Source organism: Paraeggerthella hongkongensis, assembly GCF_003726035.1.
Taxonomy (GTDB): domain Bacteria; phylum Actinomycetota; class Coriobacteriia; order Coriobacteriales; family Eggerthellaceae; genus Paraeggerthella; species Paraeggerthella hongkongensis.
Genome location: NZ_QICD01000064.1, coordinates 1 through 552, shown reverse-complemented (window position 1 = coordinate 552; position 552 = coordinate 1). Strand labels below are relative to the sequence as shown.

The 552-nt window shown below is 54.3% G+C and carries 1 protein-coding gene; it reads left to right on the top strand.

Translation table 11 applies throughout. The features are described 5' to 3' along the window. On the top strand, positions 1-552 hold a 552-nt coding region (locus DMP08_RS12485; protein WP_161555472.1), incomplete at both ends, for a Mu transposase domain-containing protein.

The following is a 552-nucleotide window of genomic DNA, read 5'->3' as shown; positions in this document are numbered from 1 at the left end:
TTCTTCGGCGGGTGTCCCCGCATCGTCGTTATCGACAATCTTCGAACTGGCGTAACGAAGCATACCTCCGAAGAGATCGTGCTTAACCGGACGTTCAGGGAATTTGCCGAGCATTACAACGTTGCGGCAATTCCGCACGCACCTCGCCGACCACGCGGTAAGAACAGCGTCGAGTCGTCTGTTGACAAGTTCGCCAACAAGATACGCCTTGAACTGCGAAAACAGCGCTTCTTCGATATTGACGAACTCAATGAAGCCGTTGCCGCAAAGGCAGCGGAGCTAAACGCAAAACCCTTTCAAAAGCGCGCTTCATCTCGGGCTGAAGTGTTCTTGGAACGCGAGAAGCCATGTTTGCAGCCGTTGCCCGAACGCCCTTGGGAACGCGCGATTTGGTCGCCAAAAGTCAAAGTGGGAAAGAGCTATCACGTTTTATGCGCAGCCGATAAGGTTCTCTACTCGGTTCCCCATCGCTTCGTCGGCAAAGAGGTCGAGGTCCGCACTACGCCGCATGCCGTCGAGGTTTATTGCGAGGGCGAGCGTATTGCCATTCAT